Source organism: Methanosarcina sp. Kolksee, assembly GCF_000969945.1.
GTDB lineage: Archaea > Halobacteriota > Methanosarcinia > Methanosarcinales > Methanosarcinaceae > Methanosarcina > Methanosarcina vacuolata.
The window spans coordinates 527,561-548,925 of sequence record NZ_CP009524.1 but is presented as its reverse complement, the minus strand read 5'-3'; the positions used below and the strand labels follow the sequence as shown (position 1 = coordinate 548,925).

The 21,365-nt window shown below is 40.4% G+C and carries 14 protein-coding genes and 1 tRNA gene; 8 read left to right on the top strand and 7 right to left on the bottom strand.

Going from position 1 to position 21,365, the window contains the following annotated elements:
* Positions 1-81 precede the first annotated feature (81 nt).
* Positions 82-2,208 (top strand): DNA mismatch repair endonuclease MutL, encoded by a 2,127-nt coding sequence (gene mutL, locus MSKOL_RS02430; RefSeq protein WP_048153467.1) that lies wholly within the window; start codon positions 82-84, stop codon positions 2,206-2,208.
* Between the two features lie 293 nt (positions 2,209-2,501).
* On the opposite strand, the gene MSKOL_RS19715 is transcribed toward mutL, so the two are convergent.
* Complete coding sequence (locus MSKOL_RS19715) at positions 2,502-2,666, bottom strand: hypothetical protein (protein WP_156150937.1); 165 nt, start codon at positions 2,664-2,666, stop codon at positions 2,502-2,504.
* A 265-nt stretch (positions 2,667-2,931) separates the two neighbouring features.
* Between MSKOL_RS19715 and MSKOL_RS02425 the strand changes: the two genes are divergently transcribed.
* The 3 genes from MSKOL_RS02425 to MSKOL_RS02415 all read left to right on the top strand — a co-directional run bounded on the left by MSKOL_RS02425 (position 2,932) and on the right by MSKOL_RS02415 (position 5,911).
* Positions 2,932-3,951 (top strand): cobalt-precorrin-5B (C(1))-methyltransferase, encoded by a 1,020-nt coding sequence (locus MSKOL_RS02425; protein ID WP_048153465.1) that lies wholly within the window; start codon positions 2,932-2,934, stop codon positions 3,949-3,951.
* A gap of 28 nt (positions 3,952-3,979) precedes the next feature.
* Positions 3,980-4,567 (top strand): cobalt-precorrin-7 (C(5))-methyltransferase, encoded by a 588-nt coding sequence (locus MSKOL_RS02420; RefSeq protein WP_048117627.1) that lies wholly within the window; start codon positions 3,980-3,982, stop codon positions 4,565-4,567.
* A 423-nt stretch (positions 4,568-4,990) separates the two neighbouring features.
* A complete protein-coding gene (locus tag MSKOL_RS02415) occupies positions 4,991-5,911 on the top strand; it encodes a hypothetical protein (RefSeq protein ID WP_197078809.1) in 921 nt (306 codons plus the stop codon).
* A 2-nt stretch (positions 5,912-5,913) separates the two neighbouring features.
* On the opposite strand, the gene MSKOL_RS19710 is transcribed toward MSKOL_RS02415, so the two are convergent.
* Together MSKOL_RS19710 and MSKOL_RS02410 are read right to left on the bottom strand one after the other, a co-directional pair.
* Positions 5,914-6,060, bottom strand: a complete 147-nt coding sequence (locus tag MSKOL_RS19710) for a hypothetical protein (protein ID WP_156150936.1) — start codon at positions 6,058-6,060, stop codon at positions 5,914-5,916.
* Positions 6,061-6,133: 73 nt separating this feature from the next.
* Positions 6,134-6,898 (bottom strand): A24 family peptidase C-terminal domain-containing protein, encoded by a 765-nt coding sequence (locus tag MSKOL_RS02410; protein WP_048153463.1) that lies wholly within the window; start codon positions 6,896-6,898, stop codon positions 6,134-6,136.
* 317 nt (positions 6,899-7,215) lie between these two features.
* Between MSKOL_RS02410 and MSKOL_RS02405 the strand changes: the two genes are divergently transcribed.
* A tRNA-Val gene (locus MSKOL_RS02405) sits at positions 7,216-7,289 on the top strand.
* A gap of 202 nt (positions 7,290-7,491) precedes the next feature.
* On the opposite strand, the gene MSKOL_RS18590 is transcribed toward MSKOL_RS02405, so the two are convergent.
* Positions 7,492-9,117: a retron St85 family RNA-directed DNA polymerase gene (locus tag MSKOL_RS18590; protein WP_052725310.1), complete on the bottom strand. Its 1,626-nt coding sequence runs from the start codon at positions 9,115-9,117 to the stop codon at positions 7,492-7,494.
* A gap of 177 nt (positions 9,118-9,294) precedes the next feature.
* On the opposite strand from MSKOL_RS18590, the gene MSKOL_RS02395 reads away from it, so the two are divergent.
* Positions 9,295-10,713 carry a transposase gene (locus MSKOL_RS02395; RefSeq protein WP_048153461.1) on the top strand — a complete coding sequence of 473 codons (1,419 nt, stop codon included), beginning with the start codon at positions 9,295-9,297 and terminating at the stop codon, positions 10,711-10,713.
* 1,201 nt (positions 10,714-11,914) lie between these two features.
* On the opposite strand, the gene MSKOL_RS02390 is transcribed toward MSKOL_RS02395, so the two are convergent.
* The 3 genes from MSKOL_RS02390 to MSKOL_RS02380 all read right to left on the bottom strand — a co-directional run bounded on the left by MSKOL_RS02390 (position 11,915) and on the right by MSKOL_RS02380 (position 18,645).
* Positions 11,915-14,725 carry a DNA-directed DNA polymerase gene (locus MSKOL_RS02390; RefSeq protein ID WP_048153459.1) on the bottom strand — a complete coding sequence of 937 codons (2,811 nt, stop codon included), beginning with the start codon at positions 14,723-14,725 and terminating at the stop codon, positions 11,915-11,917.
* Positions 14,726-14,859: 134 nt separating this feature from the next.
* Entirely contained in the window at positions 14,860-16,914 is a 2,055-nt protein-coding gene (locus MSKOL_RS02385) for a putative cobaltochelatase (RefSeq protein WP_048153457.1), read from the bottom strand.
* Positions 16,915-16,935: 21 nt separating this feature from the next.
* Entirely contained in the window at positions 16,936-18,645 is a 1,710-nt protein-coding gene (locus MSKOL_RS02380; RefSeq protein ID WP_231592382.1) for an S-layer protein domain-containing protein, read from the bottom strand.
* A 556-nt stretch (positions 18,646-19,201) separates the two neighbouring features.
* Here MSKOL_RS02380 and MSKOL_RS02375 point away from each other — a divergent pair.
* A complete protein-coding gene (locus MSKOL_RS02375) occupies positions 19,202-19,783 on the top strand; it encodes a hypothetical protein (protein WP_048153454.1) in 582 nt (193 codons plus the stop codon).
* 29 nt (positions 19,784-19,812) lie between these two features.
* Entirely contained in the window at positions 19,813-21,363 is a 1,551-nt protein-coding gene (locus tag MSKOL_RS02370; protein WP_048153451.1) for a WD40 repeat domain-containing protein, read from the top strand.
* Positions 21,364-21,365: the final 2 nt, after the last annotated feature.

Here is a 21,365-nt window from a genome sequence, read left to right as displayed (position 1 = left end):
TAGGGATCAATTAATTGCTGGATTAAAGGTCGAGTAAAGTATGTCCAATGAATATTTTTCGGGTCTGGACGGAGTAAAGGAATGATGGAAGAACATATTGAAGGGAAGAAAAAAGATAAGGGAAATAAAATTCGGCTCCTTGATAAAGATACGATAAACAAAATCGCGGCCGGAGAGGTAATTGAACGACCTGCATCCGTAGTAAAAGAGCTGATAGACAACTCAATCGATGCAGGAGCTACGGACATCCGCATCGAAGTCGAAAAAGGTGGAAAACGCTCCATTCTTGTCCGGGACAACGGGTGCGGGATGGGCAGGGAAGATGCCTTGCTTGCATATAAAAAGCATGCAACTAGCAAGCTCACACGGATTGAAGATCTCGATACTATTTCTACAATGGGCTTCAGGGGAGAGGCTCTTTCGTCTATTACAGCGGTTGCAAAGGTGGAGATACTTACCCGGCCTCCGGAAGAAATTACAGGTACCAGAATAGTAATCAATGGGGGAAAAGTTCTGGAAACTTCGGATGCAGGCACGGCCCCAGGTACGTCTGTGCATGTAAAAGACCTGTTTTACAATACTCCGGCAAGGCAGAAATACCTCAAAAGTGACCGTACCGAGCTTGCCCATATTACAGAGACGGTAACGCAGCTTGCTCTGGCAAATCCGCATATTTCCTTTACTCTGCTCAGTGAAGAAAAGCCAGTCATAAGAAATGCGGGCTCAAGTGAGTCTTTTAAAAGTATTGTAAATCTTCTGGGCCCGGATACTGCTCGTTCAATGCTCCCCCTGGAGTACAGGACCGAAGATTTTGAAATCTTTGGGTACATTTCAAAGCCTGAAAACACTCGAAGAGAAAGCGACCAGATTTTCCTGTTTGTAAATACCCGCCCGGTAACCTCAAGAGCCGTCAATAAAGCTATTCGAGAAGGATATTATACCAAAATTCCAAAAGAGCGCTATCCTGTGGCGGTGCTCTCTCTTATTGTTGATCCTGGGGAAGTAGACGTTAATGTACACCCCCGAAAAGCCGAGGTGCGTTTCAGCCGGGAGAAAGAGCTTGGGGATGCGGTCACATTTGCAATCGAAAAAGTACTCTCCGAAAATGCTCTGGCTCCTGAAATTCGGGAAAAAAAAGACCGGGCTTTTCAGAAAACATTCGATGTTTCAGGTTCTTCAGATAGATTGCAGGTCTCCGAAGCTGCGGAAATTTTTGGAAGGAAGGACGCTGGAAAGGCCACCGGGATTCGGGAGAAAGGGAGTCAGGAGAGCAGGATTCGGGAAAAAGGGATTCAGGAGAACGGGATTCTGGAAACTGACCTTCCTGAAAGAGCCAAAAGTATGAGAGATAAGGCTGAGAACTATGTTTATCCGGTAAAAGATACCGAGAGGAGGCTAAAACGCTCCGAGCGCCTTCTGGACTTTACCGCAGAAGGAAGAACACAGGAAATCTCAGGTGATAAAAAGCTGGATAATAAAATAGAGAAGGAAAGGGAGAAAGAAGGAGATACTAAAAGAAAAGTAACAGATGTTCAAGAAAATGAAATTGAAAAAACAGGTTCGGAAGAGAAGAAATTTGAGGGTATAAATGCCGAAAAGATGCAAAAGCCGATACAAAAACCGAACACGGATTCTTTTGATAACCTGAGGATTATAGGGCAGGTATCTAAGCTATATATCCTTGCCGAAAGGGGAGAAGACCTTGTGCTTATCGACCAGCATGCTGCTCACGAGAGAATTCTTTACGAACAGGTCTTGAAAATGAAAAAATCCAGGGTGCAGGAGTTGATCACACCTATAACCATAGACCTTACACCTAAAGAAAAAGTGCTTATGGAAGAGTACATTCCTTATCTGGAAGATTACGGCTTCGGGATTTCAGAATTCGGGGACAATACATACGTAGTCACCTTCGTACCTGAGGTCTTCGGACGGCTTGAAGACCCTGAGGTTATCCATGACATAGTTTCGGACCTTTTAGCTTCAGGAAAAGTTAAAAAAGATACAGGAATTTCGGAAAAGATCTGCAAGACCCTCGCATGCAGAGCTGCAATCAAAGGTGGAGCTGCCTGCAGCACCAGACAGATGGAAGAGCTAATAGAACAGCTTAAGAAAGCTGAAAATCCTTACTCCTGTCCACACGGCAGGCCCACTGTGATCACATTTACTAAAGGGGAACTGGACCGCATGTTTGCAAGAATCCAGTAAAAAGGGCTGTAACCTGAAAAACCAGTGTTTCGGTTTTTATTTATATATTGGAGTTTAATTCTACCTAGATTTTCAGAATTAAGTCTGATAGTGCCCTTTCCATTTAACCTGATTGTGTTAGAGTGGTGAATATATAATCCAAAGAGAGATTTGTTTCAGCGAAGTTAGAAAATGCAGTTGGGAGACAAAAATATGAGGATTCTATGGAAATATTATAGAGATATATAACTGGCATATTCGTAATCAATCAATATATTTCTATATTGAAAGATCATCCTTAGTTTCCTATATATTTATATAATAGAACTTAAGATGTAGTAGTGTGCCAGGCAAGTGCCGGCATCTGAAAAGGCATCATTCCCGAGAATATTTTTCACACACCAACCCCAACACCCCATAGGAAGAACGAATCCCCAATCGTTCCAGAATCCAGGAAAAACCCCATTTCCAAAAAACAAATCCCCACTCCTGGAATGATGCCACCTCTTTTCTATCTTTTTTCGATCTTTTTTCTACCTCTTTTCTATCTTTTATCTATACCTTTGATGTCAGTTACTTTTATCATGTGCAGTAAAACCAGAAAATATGGCAAGGCTTATACAAAAAACCAATCGGGTTTTTCCGATATAGGTAACTAAGGCATAGAAGCGAAAGCCAAAGTGCTTTAGCCGTTGGTAATTGATGTCAATACATTTATAATAAAAAACCTCCGAGTATTCTTCCATGATAGATCCTGTTAACAATTTCAAGATCCCTGAAGAATGGATTGTCCGTACCGGGCTTGCCAGGGAAGAACTTGAAACAAAAGTAGCATCCGGGATGATTGTGGTTCTGAGTGACGGGTCTATCCTCAAACGAGGATACACTACAGGAACCACAGCAAGTGCTGCTGCAAAAGCCGCGGTCCTTTCCCTTAAGAAAACGGTTCATAGCGTATCTGTTCCGACTCCTGTGGGATTGAGAGCACAGCTTGAGGTCAGCGAAGCCTCGCAGGGGCGTGCAGTTGTGAAAAAGATTCAAAACGACCACGAATCCGATATTACCCGGGGGCTTGAATTTGTGGGAGAAGCCAGGGAAGCTGAAGGAATCCGAATTCTCGGAGGAAGAGGCATAGGAATTGTCAGAAGGGACGGGCTACAGGTTCCAAAAGGCCAGCCAGCTATTAACCCAAAACCAATGGAACAGATAAAGGCCGCAGTGCAGGAAGCCATAGAAGAACTGGGCTTGAGAGGAGCCGAGGTTACAATCTCAATTCCGGACGGAGAGAAGACCGGAAAAGAAACCCTGAACAGCAGGATAGGGGTTGAAGGCGGAATTTCCGTACTTGGAAGCACAGGTTTTGTTGAGCCCTGGAATGACCACCTTGGAGAAATGAGAGGAGACCTGATACGCTGCACGGACAGAGTGGTCCTGACGACAGGCCGGATAGGAATGCGTTACTCTCATATGCTTTTTCCTGATTATACAGTCGTTATGATCGGAAGCAGGATTTCGGAAGGGCTTGATTACGCTTCTGGTGATATAATTATCTGCGGGCTTCCAGGCCTTGTCCTTAAATGGGGAAACCCTGAGATGCTTGAAGGCAGCGGATATGCAACCGTTGTCGAGATGCTTAAAAAAGCGCCTGAACATATGCGCCTGAAAGAGGCCTTCGAGATGGCAATCGAGAAAGGAAAAGGCGCAAGAATCGTGGTAATCGACAGGGATGGATCTGTCCTGATGGACAGTAAGAATGAAAGTTAATTAAGACAGGAAAAGGGGAAGAAAAATAATGATTGTCGTAGGAGTCGGAGTAGGGCCCGGAATGCTTACGGAAGAAGGAATAAAGGCTATAAGGAAAGCTTCTGTGGTTTATGGCGCGAAAAGAGCCCTTGAGATTGCCCGGGAGTATATTGAATGTGAAGCAAAACCGATTAAGGACTATAAGTCGCTTCATCTACTACCAGCCGATGCAGTCGTCCTGTCTACAGGCGATCCTATGTTTTCAGGGCTCGGAAAATTCGCAGGAGAGAAAGACACAGTCATACCCGGGATTTCCTCGATGCAGGTGGCCTGTGCGCGTACAAAAGTGAACCTGACCAACCTCTGCGCAATCACAGCCCATGGCAGGGACTCGGAGCCTGCAAAAGCCGAATTGATCCAGGAATTAAAGAACGGAAGAAATATCTTCCTCCTGCCGGAAGAAAACTTTGGCTCACTTGAGGTTGCAGAAATCCTTAAAGAAATGGGTATTGAAGCTGAACTTTATACCTGCGAAAACCTCGGCTATCCTGAAGAAAGAATTGTAAAAGGCACGCCTGAAAATCCGCCGTTTCCGGAAACGATTCTTTACGGGCTGCTTGTTGTGCAAAAAAGGTAATTCTTTGAAGAGCAAAGAGCATCGCGGCGTGGTATAAACAATGTCGAGATTAACTCTTAAAAATATTACTTCTTAAAAAAATATTATTACTTTTTACTAATAAATTCCTTTACTATTTTTGTATAATTAAATAGCAAGGCAATGTTCTTATTGTAATAGACATAATTAATAATTTAATAAAGTGTTGAGTAAATTCACTTTTTCCGATAGTAACGTCATCTTACAAACCTAACTTCCGGCTTTTTAGGCGCAGATATGCTTTTCCATATCTCTGTGAGGTCAGATGATTGCTATTTAGAAATGTTACCTTGCATATGATGTGCTTAAGTTTAAGCACATGCATCGATATCAGGCGATAGTTATGTGCTTAAAAATGTGGAAATAAGGTACAAAAGAATAATAAGTAATGCATGGGGGAGTATCATGAGCCTTGCCAGTAAAATTTCTGGAATTAAATTGATAGGATTGTTAACTACTATTTTATTCATCTCGACATCGGGGTGTAGTTCAAACTCGGATGCGGATAATTCAAACGCCAGTGAAAATTCACAATTAGTAGTATTTGCAAATAATACGACTACAAAATCAAATGTAACTGACCCAAACAACAATATTATAGCCGCGAAAATTGAAAATGACGACCCGATGTCGAAATCGGCAAAGGTCATTTATCTCCATCACAGCACCGGCGGGGTCATCTGGGACGGTGGGGTAGACACTAAGATTGCGAATTACAACACCAATCACGGCACAAACTACAGTATAACACAAATGGAATTCCCGAAATCACGCCCTTATGGATGGAATAACTATCCTTACGATTATTGGAACATCTGGGTAAACCATGCCGGTGCTTCTGCCTATAAGAAAGAACCGACCCTGGAGATGCTGACTCAGACTTATGATGTCATCGTCTGGAAGCACTGCTTCCCGGTCAGCAGCGTTGTTGCCGATACCGGTTCTCCGGATATAACTTCCAGTGTCAAAAGTGAAGAGAATTATAAGCTGCAATACAACGCCCTGAAAGCAAAGATGCATGAGTTTCCGAATAACCGCTTTATCGTTTGGACCGGTCCAGTTCTAGTCGAAAGTGAGACCAATGTCGAAGAAGCAAAAAGAGCAAGAAACTTTGCAAACTGGGTCAAGACGACCTGGGATGAACCCGGGGATAATATCTATATCTGGGATTTCCGCGAGCTGGAAACCGGAGGCGAGCTATACCTCTTGCCGGAAAATGCCGTATCCACTTCGAATTCTCACCCTAATTCCACTTTTGCCGCTACCGCCGCTCCACTGATCGGCCAGCGTATCATTGATGTCATAGAAGGGCGCGGTGATGATTAGTTTTATTCCAAAGCCTGACCATCCTTATCATAAAACGCTTTGTAAAGAGTTAGATATCCAGGTGTGAAAAATAATTCCTCTCTCAAGGAATTATTTTCTTTACCACCGCGATTAAACAAAGAACCAATAGGAATAGAAATGCCTACCATATTAACACTTACTCAATAAGATGTGTTTTCAAAACATCAAGGTTTTCAATTTTATCAAAACACACCACGAAGTTTAACTTACAATGAGGCGCATGACCGTATAAAATATCAAATCTCCAAAAAAAACAGCAGTAATAAACCCGGCTGTAATTGAAAGCATGAACGGCAGGCCGGGAGTAACCCAGATATTTTTTTCAATCAAACCTTTTTTCAGATACTCCTCAAGTTCCGGTTTCTGGTCCGCATCGAAGTTGAGGCCTCTACGGGCAAATGTTTTTTTGAGGCTTCCACTTTCGTCAAGCTCAAATTTTTCAAGCAGGCCAAGGTGTTTCTTGTACTTCAGGGAAGAAATTTCTGTCCGGTATCCTATAAACATGTAAAGTGGATTTTTGATCATCTCAGGCGAGAAATGCAGGAGATTGTGGCAGAACATCCCGAGAGGGACAAGCGTTGTCATCAGGAGAGCATTTCCCAGTACCGTAAAGGCGAAAATCCCGATTGGTGGAACCCCGAGCAGGGGATATGTATTTCCTGAATAGCTAAACACCGGATAAGAAGGAAAAAGGATGGAAAGCACGATCAACCCCTTTGCATCCCCGCCTCCGAAAGCCCCAAACTGGAAAAGGAGATAGACGGCTGTAAAAACAAGAACTCCTGATAAAAGAAGAGGCATAAGGTAGGAAAGTCCGTCTGTGAAAATTTCATAAAAAACGAACCCTGAACCCGATGCAAGCATATATTTCCAGACCTTATTTGAGACCCTGCGGGAATTAAGGTCAGAATAACACGAGTACAGTAAGAAGGGAATGCTGAAGAGTATTTTGAGGATTTCTATCATTTCAACCCTACAATTAAATTAGTTTATAGAGTTATATACACCTGTAACTTATTTAATTTATTGGGTATGTGTTCGAAAATTTCCTGTAGAGAAACTGAAGATTTCACTCCCTATATAAAGTATTCAGCAGAGTGACAAAAGGCTGAAAAGGGCTTGATAAAGAGATCGAAAAAAACTGAAATCCAGACCAAGCAAAATAGAATAACAATTTCATAACGCGGCGGGGCAGCCCCTACCATCGTTAACAAGCGATAAGCTTATACATAAGAAGTTCTATTTTATGGTGCTTATTCCTTTTTAGGTTTCAAAAACAACATGGGCTCGTGGTCTAGACGGTTATGACGTCGCCTTCACACGGCGGAGGTCCTGAGTTCGAATCTCAGCGGGCCCACTCTCTGTTTCTTATTTCTCTCCTCAAAATCTCATAGAATACTGCATATTTTTTAACTATCTTGGAACAAATAATTTCGCTAGCCTAAAATAAAATAGTATCACTAAATTTATTATCGCAAAAACGTAAAAACAATGCCGGTTGAACTTTAATAAAATCAATTTTGAATTAATTATCACTCTAATCAAGGATTTCCACAAGTTCAACAATCTTTATTTTTATTGAAATCGTATAGTATCCTTTCCATTTCGCTTTTCATGATTAGACAATATAGCTGTTCTTTTTCTTTCCCCCTGTTTTTATCCCTTATCATTATTTCCAGACGCTCACATAATTTATTACTTAAGTTATGATTTGATACTAGTGAAATTAAATCTATATTTTCATTATACCCTGCACAGTCAAAAGCCTGTGTAAAAACACTATTTTCTTTAGTAGGTGAGTTTGTTCCTGATTTCATGAGGAACGCAACAACTATGTTTTCTCCATTATAGTCCGTTACAGCTTTCATATCATATATTTCATGGCCATGATGATGTCCACCTGTTGTTCCAGTATATTGACCTAAAATGTATTTCATGCAACTTTTATAAATTTCATTTTTCACATTTAAGCAGTTGCTACAAGCCACCACACCATGTATTTCTTTACTACACATCTCCTGTAAAGTACCCAATTTAATTTTAAATTCTTCTGTAAATGCATCTCTAGGGACCTCTCCAATTTTCCTAAAAAATCCCAGCTCATCAAATTTAACAATAAGTACTTTATTGATTCTTTTGATACGATTTTTATTTATTTCACTCTCTTTTACTTCTTTTATATGCTCGCAGTATTCAGACCAATCAATTTTCTTAAGCGAATCTATTAGAGGTAAAGCAAATTCGGGATCAATAGCACTAGCACATCCTAAGTGCCCAAATATCCTTTCTCTAAAGAAAGGATCATTACATCTATTTTCTAAAACAGGACCATTCATTAAAATGTTATGAACTATTGCTCTTATAGTCTTTTTCTTGGTTCTACCAATGCTAACTTTATGGTTGACTACTAATCCTGTTACCTTCTGTCTCGACCCCTTGGAGACCATTCTAACTTTTTGATTATTTACTTCAAAACCAGCCCCATTAATGATCCTGACTATTGTTTCCTTATGTATTGCGAGATCGTAAGATCCAGAAATAGTGATGTCATCTGCGTATCTAGAGTATCCGAAATTTGCTCTTTTGCAGTATTGAGATATCTTTTTGTCAAGGTCTAAAGCAACCAAATTCGCTAACATTGGACTTGTGGGCGCACCTTGAGGTAGTTTCCAATGATAGGTACAAAGATCAGCCAGCTGTCTTGCAACTTTCTCGGTGTACCCAGCAGATTTAAAAACATTATATACGGAAACAAATTTTATGCTAGGAAAAAAATCTTTTATGTCAATTCCAAGAACTAAGTCCTTATTTACATGAGACTCCGCATTTGTATAAACTGTTTTTCCAGGAATAAACCCGTGAGCATACTCTCCTGGGTTTAATTTATATAAAATTTCGTCCAAAATCCATCGTTGGATATATTTCATTTTCTTAGATGGAGCATTTATTTCCCTAAAATCTCCATTTTTTTTAGGGACCCTGAATGTGACATAAGCTTTCTCTTTGTGAGATAAAAAAAACTTGACTTGATTTGATGACAAATGTATAAGCTTGCAAAAATGATCAATATCATAAATATAAGGCAACTTCTTTGATTTCAGTTGTTTAAAGTATTGAAATTCGTTATTGTAATCTGCTTCGTTTAGTACCTTAACTCTGCCACAAATAGGGGATAACTGCTCCAACTGAGCTGTCTTCCACTATCTTTTTAGTCCCTCCACTTTATAATAAAATTCATTATATATTTATACTTTTTCTATTGATCCAATGTAAACTTTTATCTTTCCCCTCTTCTGCCATTGAAATGCTGTAATCGCATCAAACCAAAAAATTTATATAAAACTTATACCCTATAGGGTATAATGGAAGAATGGGTAAATAACTGGTTAGCTAAGCAACGTGAGCTTGGTGAAAAGGGTCTCGAAATCAAAAAATTCAGTAATGGACACTATGTATATCGATCCACCACTTACTGGGACAAAGAGCTAAAGAAGCGAAGAAAAAAATCAGTTTACATTGGTAAACTTGACATAAATAAAGGGCTAATTGAAAGTCAGAAAACGGTGATCTCAAGCAAAAGAGTTCGTTCTATCTGGGAATATGGAAATGCTGCCTTACTTAATTACGCAATTCAAGACCTAAAACCTCTTCTTCAAACAGCTTTTGGTGAAATCTGGGAAGAGGTGTATGCTCTTGCATTAATACGTATTGCTGGCTATGTTCCCTTGAAAAGAGCAAATCTTGCCTGGGAGAAACTCTACCCGATAGAAGAGATTACTCCATCAATGAACCCAAAAAACTTATCCAAAGTGCTGAAGGAAGTTGGAATTAATCGTAAAGGGCAGAACCATGTATTCAGTGGATTAAACAGTGAAGATAAGCAACTTGTTTATGATCTCAGTGCTATCTTTACCCGTTCAGAAGCTATCAATTTCGCTGAAAAGGGGTACAACAAAGAACATTTCCACATTCCACAAGTAAACTTTGCACTTTTCTGTACAGCTAATGATAATTTGCCAACAATGGTAAGAATTCTTCCCGGATCTGTAAGAGACGTTAAGTCACTTGCACTTTCAGTCCAGGAGATTGGAGTTGAAAACAAGACTCTGATACTTGATAGAGGGTTTTATTCTCAGGGTTCTATTAAAACCCTGAATGAACACAAATTATCTTTTGTTATCCCCACAAAAAGAAACAGTACACTGTACAATGAACAAATTAACCTCTCTGAACATTTCTTCTATCATGAAAGACTCATAAAATGTGGGAAGAAAGAGTATGGGGGGAATATCCTGTATCTTTTTGAGGATAGTGAAATGAAAAAAGAAGAGGAATACACCCTCTATAAGCAACATGATGAAAATAAAATTACCAGTAAGACGTTCAACAAGGGTCTGGAAAAAGCGGGAAAAATCTTGCTGGTATCAAATGTAGATTTGGCACCTGAAAATGTTTTTCTTATGTACAAAAAAAGAGATACAGTAGAAAAACATTATGACACTTATAAGAGTATACTCGAAGCAGACAAACTTTATCTACAGGATAATGAGTCACTTTTCGGTCATATTTTCATCTCATTTTTGTCCCTTTATGGCTACGTAAAAATTCAAAACTGTATAAGAAAAGCTAATCTAACGAGTAAGTATTCTCCGAGAGACCTTATAGAGCAATTCCGTAAAGTTTACATGATGGATTTAGATGGCAAAATGATTTTTACAGAAGTACCTAAGAAGATTGGCGAAATGGAAAAAAAGTTAAACTTGAAGTTATTCCCTAAATGAGCAGAGTTAAGGTTAGTATTGGAATTATACCTTCGTCAACACAGTCATCAAATAAAACCTTTAATTTTTCATCTTTGGATAATTTCTTTGTCATACTGCCCACTAGTGATATAATTTTTAAAAATTAAATATAATTCGAAGCGAGTAAACCTTAAAACTATCAGAGGAGGATAAATATTAGTGTAGTTGCTCTCACAAAACGCCAAGCGTTTTCTGAATATGGAATACGTAGCGAAGTGAAGGATTCCATATATTTTTTAGTTCAAAGGTTTACCTTTTGCCAAGTATGACATTTGCATGGTGTAACACCAAACATAACTCTCCAACAGAGTTAATTCTAAATAAGAACTGAGAGCAACTACATAAAAAAAGCGAACATATTATAAATATTTGACTAAACGATACGTGAAAACTCATGTTATTGTATGTTGTAAAACTCACTTATTCAAGTTGAACAAGCCACCTAGATAATGACAATAATCCTTCCACATAGACCATGCAAATATCATTTGTATGACATTAATTCGCAAGTCAACTGTTTGAGGAAGTGTCTTTTAGAGGGAGTATAACACCTTACTGTTGAATTAAAATTTTCACAAAGAAGAGGTCCTGGATTCGAATTCCAGCGGGCCCACTTTATTATGATTAAGAAGTTTCTGATTTAGAGATTCAGGTTTTATAGACTTTCTTTCCTGATATTTCCATTGTTATTCAAGAATTTCTTATGCAAAAAAGTCAAAATGCCTGCTAACAAAAGCATGGTCAAGATTTTTGATTTTATGAATAAAATAACATTTTTCTTGCTATCCTTTTTGGAGAATTACTCTGAATTTTAGTTAATTTTGGACTTTTGCGACGCTCCCACCGTTACAACGATCAGACATTATCGGTTTTTCCGGAAACAAAAATATTGGATCAGGTTGAAGCAGAATATGAAACATTACCTGGATGGGGATGCACAACTACCTAAGTAGACAATTTTGAGGACTTGCCCAGAATGTAAATGGTTATAAAAAGGATTTAAGAGTTCAGGGGATTTAGGTCAAATACATCAGAATTGGTCCGGCAAAAAATAATGTTATAATCAGGTAAAATGTTATAATCAGGCAAGCTGTGTTTTCTCGACAGAATGCAAAGGTATAGAGCCCGAAGCAATGGAATCCATCATGCAAAAACGAGTACAGGAAGTTCCTGTTTTAATTTAAGTCCAATCGAATAAGGAACGCTGCTCCGCACGCCCGTTCTCCGGGCACTGGACTTTCTCTTCCTGTGTTATTCCTTTGCTTTTCCGTTGAGATGAAACCTTTTCTTTTTCCTGTGTTTTTACTTCAGGCTTCTTAACTTCAAAATCAAATAGTCCTTTTTGTTTGGAATCAAAGTCAAGTGAAGACATCTTAACCCCGAAAACCTCAAGAATACGTTCCACCGGAGGGAGTATCTGCTTCTTAATATAGTAATCGACATCTATCGGGATGTTTTTCTCCCTTACATAATCAGGATCTTCAGCCCGATCAACAAAGAGTCCTTTTCCTGCGGTAATGACAAAAGGTATTCTTGTTCCTATAGAAGGTACGACCCCAGTCCTTTTTTTCAGATTTTCAGCAACCGTAAGGTGAGGCTGCTTGTTTTTATAACTCTCAATTTTCCTTGTAAGGGTGCGTGTGAGAACAAGGCTTTCGATAATATCCGAGTCCTTTGCCGGATCGAGATTCCTCACCTTGCTGACTATCTGGCGGACATGCTCTACAGCCTGGTCAACATCACCTTTTATAAGCACAAGCTCAAGCACCCTGTTGAGAGTTATCGAGGTTAATTCACACCAGTCTCTTCGGACGGTTTCCATGCCTTTGACCTTAATCTTGTCTTCCCAACCTGAATTTTTTGGCTCAAAAAACCAGAGAGCATAGCGTTTCTTTGCGATAAGAAGGGCACGCTTCGCAATCGACTCAAATTCAAGTTCCATCGGGTCGGGCAAGGATGCAGAAACGATATTTGCAAGCCTGTTACCTATAAGGCTGACCTCTTCAAGAGAAAGATCTCCTCTGGATTTACAGTGGACAAAGACACTGTCAGTATCTCCGTAGGCAACCGACAGTTCAACTACCCTATCCTGGGGAGAGAGTTCTCCTGCTTCATCAAGGAGTAGAGCTGTTTTATTTCTGAGAATTATTTTTCCTATAGTGCTGTTAATAATTTCCCGCGTATTGATGATATTGTTTCTTCCAAAGCTGGTTACGGCGTTTGCAAGAGTCAGGCTGTAAAGCCTTGCCCGGGCATACCCGGAATAACCATAAAAGCTGTTTAACAGGATTTTCAAAGCGAGTTGAGTAGCATCGAGTACTCTATACTCATTTTCATTAGAGGCCCCTCTCATCCTTTTCTTTGTCTGTGTCCTCTTGTTAAGCAAATCTTCAAGGATAGAAGGCACGATTCCCTTGTAAACCTCGGAAGGCACAAACTCTCCTCCCGACGGAGGTCTAATGGTCACATCATCTGGCCTGTCACCCGTAACTACTGTAGTATAGCACAGGTTATGTGCCATCATTATAGTTGGGTAAAGAGACTTGTAGTCAAGAATAAGCACATTTTCCAGAAGGCCCTTCTTAGGCTCCAGGACTTCACCGCCCTTGAGATCGGAACTCATTTCATATCTCTCAGCCGAAACTCCGTCATCAGGCTTTGGAAGGAGAACTCTGTCGCGGAGCCCGAATTCTTTGAGAAGAAGCGTTTCAACCATTGAAGTCTGGCCTCCATCAACAACTTCCTGAAGCAGACTTCCGCTTACCTGGGCAAGGGCGACATATTTGTCAAGGAGTTTCAAATTAAGGATAAGTTCCAGGGCAAGCTCTGCGTCCCTGCGTGAGTAGTCAATGAATTTTTTGAATTTTTCCCCTGTATCGAGCCAGTACTCTTCCATTTCAAGAGGGGGAACATCCAGCTTTTCACGGCTCAGAAGTTCCTTTGAAACCGCTCGCAGGGTGTACTGCTTCAGACTGAAAGCCCTTCTTACCAGAGGAAGTGCATCCACAACCACCCGGCCTTTCATTTCGGTGCGGGTAATAAGCCCGAATTTTCTGTAACCTATTTTGCTGCCATCCCGGCCGACAACAGGGTTTATTAATTTTCCTTCTGAAACCAGAGTTTTTACTCTATCCGTTATGTAAGGAATATCGAAATCCTGGTGATTATATCCAATTACAATGTCAGGGTCGTACTCACAGAAGATCTCGAAAAACTGATTTAGCATTTCAGTCTCGTCCGTGTAAGACCAAACATCGGAATTCAGATCCTTCACAGATTTTGCCAGAAGCACAAGGGTTTTATGTCCTTTATACTCAGGCTCGAAAGAAAAGCTGATCATGATTATAGGCGAAACCTCAGGAGAAGGCATTCCTCCATCAAGAGGCAGACATTCAATATCAAAAGCCAGATACTTCAGTGGGGCTAGAGTAAGATTTTCAACTTTATTGAACCCGGACGCAAGGATTGAAGCATCGCATGTAAACTTATCACAACGAGAACTGCCTGAACCATTTGTACGGATATATTTTGCAGGGTCAACGGCTTCTCCTTCTGTGGATACCCAGACCATACCTCCGAGATCTCTGTCAATTAAAAAACGATTTCTGAAGAGAATGTCAGTCTCATAGACTTCCCATTTGCCTTCAGCCTTCAGCACTTCCTGGAGCTTCAGAATATCGTCCCTGATCTCGGGAACCTCTCTGGGCAGGTGGGTAGTAACCCTGAGCATCTTTGTTTTTGTTTTCTGATACCCAATAGGCTCGAATTTTTCTACAATTTCTACTTTTTTAACTTGCGTGAAAGTATCTTCGATAAGCCTGGCTGCGGTATTAAGGTCTCCAGACGCCTTGAGATAAAAATAAGGTTCAAAATCGGGAACAAAACAGCAAACGCTCTTCCCGTCCGCTCCCCTGCCAAAGAGACGGATTACGGGGCTGCTGTCATTAACGACTTCATAGTCTGCATCCAAGATCTGGAAATCCATAGGCATGGTTTAGGTTTTTAGATAGACATATATCTTTTGTTGTGTTTTTGAAAAACAGGATTCTATTTTTGAGAAAGCTGTAAAATTTAATATGAAAAGTATGAAATCTTCAAGCTAAAAGTTTCAAGAAAAGAAGACCTTCAACTTGAAAAGCTTCCAGAAAGAACCGAAAATTCAAAAGGAGCTGAAGACCGAACAGCTTCAACTATTGAATCTGCCTTCAGGTCCTCAAGTGCAAGATACCTGGCTCCAAGCGCACTGGAAATTTCCTGAGCAAGCCCGAATTTAATAATGCTGCTTTCCGTATCAATAACTGCCGATTGTATACATTCTTTTCTGAACATGGAAGCTATTGTTTTTGTCTCCTGGAGAGGAGGTTCACCATTCATACTGACATTTGCCCTTCCATCAGAGATCAGAACCATAAACGGACAGGTATCAGGATCGCGTCGGAGTTCTGCCTGTATGGTTTCATATCCTTTCATAAGCCCATGGGAGAGGGGAGTCTTTCCTCCGGTTGGCAGCTCCTCCAGACACTTTTGTGCCATTTCCACACTGGATGTTGGCGGCAGCAACAACTCTGCCCCTGCTCCCTTAAAAGCAATAAGCCCCACCTTATCACGTTTCTGGTAAGCGTCCATCAACATTGAAAGAACTGCACCTTTAGAAGCTACCATCCGCTGTTGAGCTCCCATAGAACCACTGGCATCCACAACAAAGAGTACAAGATTTCCTATCTTTTTCTCACGGACTTTTTGCCTGAAATCCGAGTCATGAATTACTATGGAGTTTCCGTGTTTTTCCCTTAAAAGCTGGTAAGGTGCAGCTGCCCTCAGGGTAGCATCAAAAGCAAGATCCGTGATTTTTTCCTCGGGAATTTTACTCTTTATATACCTGCCCTGTTTGGACTTCGTCAGGGTTTTGCTGCGCCGACCTGATCCATTTCGGTTATTTCGGAGAAAATCGGGAGAAAACTGCTTTACCTGGTAACTCTCTCCTGTTGCAAAAATAGTTTCGGAGGAAGCATCCGGTTGTTCACCGGTGCTGTCCTCTGGGTTATCTGATTTCTGCTCTTCGGGATGGGCCTGTTCTTTTCCTGACTGCTCGTTATGCTCTTTTTTTTGCTGTTCGTGTTTATTTTTTTCTTTTTCCTTTTCTTTTTCCCTTTGTTTTTCTATACTCTCGTTGAGTTTATCCTGCTTATCAGAGTGGTTATCAAACGGTTTTCTGCGCATACGGTGGGGAAGGACTAATTCTGCAGCTTCTTTTACATCCTCTTCAAGAACCTCAGTCCTGCCATTGAAAGCTGCAAGCGTGATTGAGGTTTTCATCATTGTGATGTCTGCCCTGTGCCCATCGACTCCCATATCAACGCAGATCTGGCTGATTAACTCAAGCATGTTATCTGAGATTTTTACTTCAGTAAGTAATTTCTGAGCAAGAAGAATCTGCCCGCAAAGCTCGGACTCTGCAGCCTGCCAGCTTGCTGCAAAAGCTTCGGGATCGGTCTCATAACTGAGCCTGTATTTGATAAGTTCCACTCGTCTGGCTACATCCATTATACCCTTTATATCTACGCATAAACCAAAACGGTCAAGTAACTGGGGTCGCAGTTCTCCTTCTTCAGGGTTCATGGTGCCTACAAGCACAAAATTTGCAGGGTGAGAAAAGGAAATTCCTTCTCTTTCAACAGTGTTTACCCCCATTGCTGCAGAGTCGAGGAGCACATCTACAAGATGGTCATCCAGAAGATTAATCTCATCCACATACAGGATACCCCTGTGAGCATGGGCAAGTACCCCGGGTTCAAAGCGCTTTTCCCCTTTTTTAATAGCATGCTCTATATCAAGAGTCCCTACAACCCGGTCTTCGGTAGCACTTACAGGCAGATCCACAACTTTCATTTTTATAGAAGAGCTCTTAAGAGCCCCAGCTTTTACCTTTTCCAGGCATTCTTCACACATTGCATTTATGTCATGAGGATTACAGCGGAATTTACAGCCTTCAACTACCTCGATTTCAGGAAGGAGATTAGCCAGTGCCCGGACGGCCGTTGACTTGGCAGTACCTTTTTCACCCCTGACCAGAACCCCTCCTACTTTAGGATTTATAGCGTTCAGGATCAGGGCTTTCTTCATTTTCTCCTGTCCGACTATTGCAGTAAAAGGGTAAATAGTAATGTTATGATTTTTCATGATTTAACCTCACTATATCTTTCAGTTTCCGAGAAGGTATTCTTCAACACTCATGGTCGGGATAGCACGCTGAGTGACTGTGGGAAGAACAGAATCCACCTTTTCCACCTTATTCATGAAGGGGAAAAAGGTAACATTGAGATTCGTTTCTGTCTTCTTTTCAAAAGATCCAAGGTGGATTTCTTCTGTAACCTCAAGGTCCGAACCAAAATTGAGAGCATTTTCATTTTCAAGCCGGATTTTAGGGGAAGTTTCAACAACAGTAAGTGCCCCGAACATATCCCCGACCTTTATTTCAAGAGGACTTTCGGAAAAGTGTAGAGGATATTTTAGGCTTACACCAGAGCTTCCGTTTCCTTCCAGGACATTATCCACATATACGGAAAAGAGGGGGACTTCAATACCATTTATTGTCTTATTGTACAGGAGAGTATGTGTACCCAGGTCAGCGGACTTCCCGGGAGATATTATACTTGAGTAAACAGAAATATTATTTCTCAAAACCGCCAGGTGGACTTTATCCGAGTCTATGCCATCTACTCTCAGGGTGTACCCTTCTCCAAGGTTCCACTCTTCCCCGGAATAGAGGCTTCTGCTATTGTCATCATCCAGAAGGACATTTATGAGCCCCTGATCGTTTCCAAGATATGCATATTTCTCACCATCCCATCCAAGTACAGAATATCCGCCATCAAAGGCGCTTTCCCCATAATTCCTCATCTCCGGGTTTTTGTATGGAACCTTGACAGGCGAGGATTCATAAACCAGACCTCCTTCAGGAATCCAGTTGTCTTCAGCATTAAGATTAAGTTCAAGTCTTTCTGTACTGAAATTGTTTTCAAGGTCATAATAGAGCATACCAAAAGAATCAGCTGTCCAGACACAGGAGTCCGGAGAAGAATCCGAGCGGTTTACAGTTAAAGATGTACCTTTTATTTGATATGACTTGATAACGTCTTTAGTCATATTGTAAGAACATGCCCTGTATACATTATCAGCCACTCTGAAATCGATCAAATCTTCAAGGATTGGAACATAATCTCCAGGCTGCATCCTTATAGGCACTCTGTTTTTCAATTCGATCTTTTTATCTGTAGCCTCAGTGACCTCGAAATTACCATACTGGTCCCCAACGTTAATCTCAATAGGTGCAGTCGAATACTGGTTTACACTTGAGAGACTCACAATTGGGTCCTCACTGTCAAGAACCCGGCTAAGAGTTCCTTCAAGAACTGTATATTTAGTGCCGTTTATTGTAGCATTGAAGTTGAACTTTGAACCTTCTTCAAGAGATTTCGTAGTAACTGGAACGGAGTTTTGCTGAAGTTCAAGGAGAGCAGAATCATTGTTTACCCCCTGAAGCACCAGTTTGTAGCCATTTCCCAGGTCATAATCATTCCCCCGTTGAAGATCACGGCTTCCAAAACTAACCAGGTTTTCAGTGATCAAACCATCTTCAAAGACCTTGTATTTCTTCCCAAAGAAAGCCGTTGAACCATAACTGATTTTTGAGGTATAAGTTGCATTTCCCGTATCAATAAGCCCGTCTTCAGAGAAATTAAGCTCCAACGACTCATAGTATGTGCCAGTAGAAGTTGAATAATAAAATCCAGGGCAATTTTCCCCATTAAGAATTGTATGTTCTCCGGCTGAAATACTTATAATAGGGCCTCGTTGTTCAATAGCACCTTTCACAGGAGTAATAGCAATTAAAATTGCTAAAATAAACAAAATAATATAAAAACTGACAGAAATTCGGTTTTTTTTGTTACCATTAATCATAAATGTGAAAAATATTGTAGCAATATATATCAATTTCGTTTTTTTAAAGCGTATAAAAATTATATATTACAAAGATCCCCAAGATCAAAGGAAATATAAAGTAAATGAGATTTCCTTCCTAGAATACAAAGCCAAAATAAAATAATTAATTGGCCTTATCTAGATTGGAATATAAAAATACATCAAATTCGCATATAGTAGGCTAAGTGATCGGTTACGTTAAAATGACTACTTCAATTGACTGCGCATCTAGAGTCACATATATGCATACATAAATAGCGATAAAAGTAATACTTTTAGTATAAATCGTATTTTGAACTGAGATAAATATATCAAAATTAACTAATTAGAAACAGAAAATTGAATAATTAAAGGGTAGTTAGTTTGTATTTGATAAAAATTTGTTCAAATATAGTAGCCATAATTTTTATTTTATTATTACTATATGAGAGAAATATAGAATATTTTCGAAATGTTTATTAATCACTTATTATATGGGTCAATTATGATCTCCAGAAAGACTATAATATTCGGATTTATAGTCCTGAGCCTTGCAGGCTTGATAATTTATTTTCAAATAGCGCCAGAAAAAAAAACTGTGTATCAGGAAGACTTCAAAAACTGCAATTTTGAAGGCGAGTTTCTAAAATGCGAAGATGGGGCACTGTATTTTAAGACAACAAATTCAGCACAGACAGGGGGAGGGGTCTGGAGTAAAAATGTGAGCATATCTCCAGGAAAAATTTCCTGGAACTGGGAAGGACAGGATCTGGATAAATTCAGTCTCTGGTTAAAAGTGACATTCAGTGATCATAAATCTATTTACTATGTTGCAGCAGGAAGCATGAACCCGCAATCCGAAGGTGAATATTATAGGGATCAGGAAAACCGAAGGCGATTTTCACCATCGATTATAATCTCAGGAATCCCAAGGAGTACAGTTGAAAGAGATCTCGTTGAAGATTATAAACAATACTGCGGGCCTGCTGAAAATATAAAGATTGAAAAATTGAGTGCAGGTTTTGGAGACAACAGTACGCAACATCAGAATATTCTGAGTATCTCAGACCTGAAGATATACGGATAACAATAAAAGGTAATCAAAGGAGTCTGAAAATGAAAAAGAATAGTGTTGTGCTGATACTTATATTTTCATTTATATTTCTGATCTGTTCAGGATGCACCTCTTCACATATTGTAGCCTCCGATGAACAGGGAAATAACAGTAGTGAAGAGATATTGAAAAATGACAGTGTTCAGGAAAGCAGCCAGCTGAGTCAGAAAAATCTAACTTATTCTGAAAAATCTTCTCCTTGCCTTTACTGGGAGTATGAACTTGGAGACATAAATCCAGAAAATCTCAGTGAAGGAAGATCAAATGTCCAGGACTGTGTGGCTTACTCCGAGGACGGAAAATATGTAGCTGTTGGGACCGGGAAAAAACTGACAGTTATTGATGTGCCAAACAAAAAACTGCTATGGGAAAAGGCCTTAAAAGGAAATGTTTCAGACATTTCGTTCTCGAAAGACGGAAAGTATCTGCTCGCAGGGGAAAAGAGTACTGACGGATACATTTATTCTCTGGATGCTGGTACAGGAGCTGAAATCCACAGCTATAGAAGTGCCGATGACCTGGGAACCAGTACGAATCCAAAATATCAACCCTGCATATACAAAATAACGGCTGCTGACGATGATGTGTATATTGCAGCAGGCCGATACTGGAAAGAATCTGGTTATAGTCTGGCTTCAAGAGTGTACAGGTTTAACCCGGATGGAACTCTTTCATGGAAATTACCGTCAACAGAAAACTACGCCCAGAGCGTAAACTGGATCGACTCAAGCCAGGACGGGAAAAATGTGGTTTTTTCAACCGGAGACTGGACAAATTCCCTTGGACTTGATGCAGTCGTCTATTCAGTAGATGACAGCGGAAATCTCCGTTGGAAATACGAAATTACGCCTCTCAAACCTTACTTTGTTTCTGCAGCCATCTGGCACGGACTTGATATTTCAGATGACGGGTCCATGGTAACTGCCTATACTGGGGATGGAAGAAAATACCTGTTTTATGATTCCGAGATGATGAACCCCGGAAACGGAAAAACCGCATGGGACATGAAAACCCCGGGAGACGGGAGGAACTCACGGGACACCTATGATTGGCAATCCAATGTAACAGTTCCAGAAGAGGTTGAGGGAAGCTACATCTATGCCTACGGGGAAGAAGCTAAAATTTCCAGTAAAAATGAGACGCTTTACCTTACAGGAGCCACACTTCCTGCATATTATCCCGACAACATATCGGTGGCACATCCCCTTGAGAACACTCTTGTATCAAGTGAGGTTGAGAAAGGAAACACGTCCTGGACTTATTCCCTTGGAGGACGCTGTGCAGGGATTTTCTTTTCTCCGGATACCAGATTCTTTGTCCTGCCAGTAGGGAAAGATTCGTCCTCAGGCAATACTCAGGTTCAAGGAATTCATGTTTTTGACAGCCAAAAATCCGGAAACGGACATTCAAGGTTAATCTGGAAATATAATACAGAAGGCGTTATTGTAGATGCTGCGATTTCTTCCAACTGCACAGTTGCTGCAGTTGAAGCCCCTCTAAAGCTTGAAAATGGGGATGTGATTGGAAAACACAGGTTAATAATTGTCAGGTGAGA